This window comes from Arhodomonas sp. KWT (assembly GCF_010993615.1).
In genome coordinates this window covers 1,179-4,829 of record NZ_WNXE01000047.1, presented here as the reverse complement: position 1 = coordinate 4,829, position 3,651 = coordinate 1,179, and the positions used below count along the sequence as shown (strand labels likewise).

Here is a 3,651-nt window from a genome sequence, read left to right as displayed (position 1 = left end):
CTTCCATCCGCTGCTCGCCGACTGGCAGGAGCGCATGGGTGACAGGATCGCGCTGGAGCACGTGCCGGTGAGCTTCGGCCGCGACTCCTGGAAGCTGCTCGCCAAGGCGTTTTACGTGGCCCAGGTGCTCGGCGTGCTCGACACGACCCACGACGCCGTGTTCAAGGCCATCCACGAGGACGGCCGGCGCTTCTCCAGCCCGGAGGACATCGCTGACTTCTACGGCGAGCTCGGTGTGGACCGGGACAAGGCGCTGGACGCGTTCGACTCCTTCGCGGTGACCATGAAGATGCGCCGCGCCGAGCGCCTGGCCCGAGAGTACCGGATCCAGGGCACTCCGACGCTGACCGTGGCCGGGCAGTACGTGATCGACGTGCGCGCCGCCGGCGGCCAGGCGGGTATGCTCGACGTCGCCAGCTACCTCGTGGAGCGCGAGCGCTCCGGCGATTGAGCGTGGATGCCGCAGAGCCTGCAGCACGCGTCCCCCCGCCCGCCGGGACGGCCGGGGGGAGCGTGTTGCGGCTGATGAGTTACAACATCCAGACCGGCATCGAGACGCGTTTCTACCATCACTACCTCACCCGCGGGTGGCGCCACGTGCTGCCCCACGATTCCCGCGCCGGGAATCTCGAGCGCATCGGCGAGATCGTGCGCGGCTTCGACATCGTCGGCCTCCAGGAGATTGACGCCGGCAGCCTGCGCAGTGGTTTCGTCAACCAGACCGGTTTCCTCGCCGAAGCCGCGGGCTTTCCCTACTGGCATTTCCAGACCAACCGCCGCATCGGCCGCATCGCCAGGCACAGCAACGGGGTGCTCTCGCGTTTCCGGCCCCTGGAGGTGCGCGCACACAAGCTCCCGGGCATGATCCCGGGCCGGGGGGCGCTGATCCTGCGCTTCGGCGGTCCGGGAGAAAGCCTGGACGTGGTGCTGCTGCACCTGGCCCTGGGCCGGCGTGCGCGGCTGCGTCAGCTCGCCTACATCGCCGAGCTGGTCAACCGCAACCGGCACACCATCGTCATGGGCGATCTCAACTGCCTGTCGGACAGCCCGGAGCTGCAGTTGCTATGCGGGCACACGGACCTGCGCGAGCCGCTTCACGACCTGCCCACCTACCCGAGCTGGCGCCCGCGGCGCAATATCGACCACATCCTCGTGTCCTCCTCGTTGAAGGTCCGTTCGGCGGAGGTGCTGGACTATCCGCTGTCAGACCACCTCCCCATCACCATGGAAGTGGTGCTGCCGCCGGAGATCGTGCTGGTGGGCTGAGTCGCGGGAGACGGGCAAAAAAAAGCCGACCTGTAGAAGGTCGGCCAAGAGGAGGAGAGACAGATGTAACGGCCGCGCCGTTACGATGGGATGCATCATAATCGTCCCCACCCGGACTGAAAACCGGGGTTGAAGGCATAGGTATTGTGCCTCTCGGTTGAAAATCTCCGTCTTTGCCGACCAGAGGGAACCTCGCGGCCCTCCGGGTGGTCCCTCCGTAAGACGGGCGGGTGTTCATCGACACGCCCGGCGAGGCGATGCAAAATAGCGGGCTTGACAGCGCGCGGCGCAGGGTGGGGCATTCCCCGGGCCGCGCCGGCCGTACGGACAGTGAACTACCCGACTGTGACAATGACGCGGCGGCTCGCCGAATCTCCGGAGGAATAAACCATGTGGACGTGGTTCCATCGCTTGGGATCGCCGCCGTATTTCTACGAGTGGGCTGGGCGATGGGCGCCGCGTATCGGCGTGCTTGCCGCGTTGCTGTTTGCCTGGGGGCTTTACGACGGGCTCGTGCTCGCGCCGACGGACTACAAGCAGGGCGAGAGCTACCGGATCATCTTCATCCACGTCCCGGCGGCGTGGATGTCCATGATGGTTTACGTGACCATGGCGGTAAGCGCGGCCATCGGGCTCATCTGGCGGATGAAGGTCGCGGAGGTCATGGCGCGGGCCGCGGCGCCTCTGGGGGCATGGTTCACCGTCCTCGCGCTGGTCACCGGTTCCCTGTGGGGCAAGCCCATGTGGGGGACCTGGTGGGTCTGGGACGCGCGTCTGACCTCCGAGCTGCTGCTGCTCTTCCTCTATCTCGGCTATATCGCGCTCAACGCCGCCATCGAGGAGCCGCGTCAGGCGGCCCGGGCCTCGGCAGTGCTGGCGGTGGTCGGCGTGGTGAACATCCCGATCATCCATTTTTCGGTGGAGTGGTGGAACACCCTGCATCAGGGGCCGACGGTCACCCGTCTCGACGCCCCGGCCATAAATATCGCCATGTTCTTGCCCTTGATCACCATGGCGCTGGCCTTCATGGCGTATTTTGCCGCGGTCTGGTTGATGCGCGCCCGGGGTGAGCTGCTCGAACGCGAGCGGCGCAGCCGCTGGGTGCAGCGTGTCGTCGCGGAGGAGTCCGGATGAACGAGTTCCTGGAAATGGGCGGCTACGCCGCCTACGTCTGGCCGTCCTACGGCCTGGCGCTGGTGGTCCTGGTGGGCAACTGGCTGGTGGCGCTGCGCCGCCGCCGGGCGGTGGTCCGCCGGCTGGCGAGGAGGCAGCAGCGATGAAACCGGCACGCCGCAATCGCCTGATCCTCGTGCTGCTGCTGGTAGGCGGCGTGGGCGTGGCCGTCGCGCTCATGCTCTCGGCGTTCCGCGAGAACATGCTCTATTTCTATCCGCCGAGCCAGGTGGTCTCCGGCGAGGCACCCACGGGCTACCCCTTCCGCATGGGCGGCATGGTGGCCGATGGCAGCGTGCGCCACGGGGAGGGCGTCAACGTCCACTTCCAGGTCACCGACGGCGGCGCCTCGGTGCCGGTGCGCTACGAAGGCGTGCTGCCCGACCTCTTCGGCGAAGGCCAGGGCGTGGTCGTGCGCGGCCGGCTCTCCGCCGACGGCACGTTCACTGCCGAGGAGGTGCTCGCCAAGCACGACGAGAACTACATGCCGCCGGAGGTGGCCGACGCCATGAAGGACGGCAAGGCCGCGCAGACCGTCAGCGAGGGGGGTGAATGATTCCCGAGTTCGGACAGTTCGCGCTCGCGCTCGCACTGGCGCTGGCGCTGGTGCAGGCGGTCGTGCCCATGGCCGGTGCCGCCCGCGGCCGCGTTGCCTGGATGGCGGCGTCGCGCTCCATCGCCGCCGGTCAGTTCGTGTTTCTCCTCGCCGCCTTCGTCTGCCTGGCGTGGTCGTTCTATGCCAACGACTTCTCCGTGCTCTACGTGGCGAACAATTCCAACACCGCCCTGCCGTGGTACTACCGCCTGTCCGCGGTATGGGGCTCCCACGAGGGCTCGCTGCTGCTGTGGGCGCTGATCCTGGCCGCATGGACCCTGGCGGTGGCCGCGTTCAGCCGCGAGCTGCCGCTGGCGTTCACGGCACGGGTGATCGGCGTGCTCGGGGCGGTGAGCTTCGGCTTCCTGCTGTTCACCATCCTCACCTCCAACCCCTTCACCCGGCTGGCACCGGCGGCTGCCGAGGGGCGGGACCTCAATCCGCTGCTCCAGGATCCGGGACTGATTTTCCACCCGCCGATGCTCTACATGGGATACGTCGGGTTCTCCGTCGCGTTTGCCTTCGCCATCGCGGCGCTGATCGGCGGTCGCCTGGATGCCGCGTGGGCGCGCTGGGCCCGGCCGTGGACCACCACCGCGTGGATCTTCCTGACCCTA

General features: G+C 67.6%; 6 protein-coding genes. All 6 read left to right on the top strand.

Annotation, left to right across the window (positions count from 1 at the left end):
- Nucleotides 1-451 (top strand): thiol:disulfide interchange protein DsbA/DsbL (locus tag G7A99_RS09470; protein WP_163139752.1); only part of this gene is annotated, 451 nt, incomplete at its 5' end.
- Between the two features lie 74 nt (nucleotides 452-525).
- Nucleotides 526-1,266, top strand: coding sequence for an endonuclease/exonuclease/phosphatase family protein (locus tag G7A99_RS09465; RefSeq protein ID WP_018717508.1), 741 nt, complete (start codon nucleotides 526-528; stop codon nucleotides 1,264-1,266).
- Nucleotides 1,267-1,656: 390 nt separating this feature from the next.
- The gene (locus G7A99_RS09460) at nucleotides 1,657-2,400 is read left to right on the top strand and encodes a heme ABC transporter permease (protein WP_018717509.1); all 744 of its coding nucleotides are present in this window, start codon (nucleotides 1,657-1,659) and stop codon (nucleotides 2,398-2,400) included.
- Nucleotides 2,397-2,546, top strand: coding sequence for a heme exporter protein CcmD (ccmD, locus tag G7A99_RS09455; RefSeq protein WP_018717510.1), 150 nt, complete (start codon nucleotides 2,397-2,399; stop codon nucleotides 2,544-2,546). The genes G7A99_RS09460 and ccmD overlap by 4 nt, the downstream gene beginning before the upstream one ends.
- Entirely contained in the window at nucleotides 2,543-2,995 is a 453-nt protein-coding gene (gene ccmE, locus G7A99_RS09450) for a cytochrome c maturation protein CcmE (protein ID WP_018717511.1), read from the top strand. Before ccmD ends, ccmE begins: the two co-directional genes overlap by 4 nt.
- Nucleotides 2,992-3,651, top strand: a 660-nt coding sequence (ccsA, locus tag G7A99_RS25415; RefSeq protein ID WP_240466222.1) for a cytochrome c biogenesis protein CcsA, incomplete at its 3' end; no start/stop codon positions are given. The genes ccmE and ccsA, both read left to right, overlap by 4 nt.

Bases quoted from the DNA above. Each gene is read 5' to 3' on its own strand.
- G7A99_RS09465 (WP_018717508.1), top strand. From the start codon at position 526: ATGAGTTACAACATCCAGACCGGCATCGAGACGCGTTTCTACCATCAC.
- G7A99_RS09460 (WP_018717509.1), top strand. From the start codon at position 1,657: ATGTGGACGTGGTTCCATCGCTTGGGATCGCCGCCGTATTTCTACGAG.
- ccmD (WP_018717510.1), top strand. From the start codon at position 2,397: ATGAACGAGTTCCTGGAAATGGGCGGCTACGCCGCCTACGTCTGGCCG.
- ccmE (WP_018717511.1), top strand. From the start codon at position 2,543: ATGAAACCGGCACGCCGCAATCGCCTGATCCTCGTGCTGCTGCTGGTA.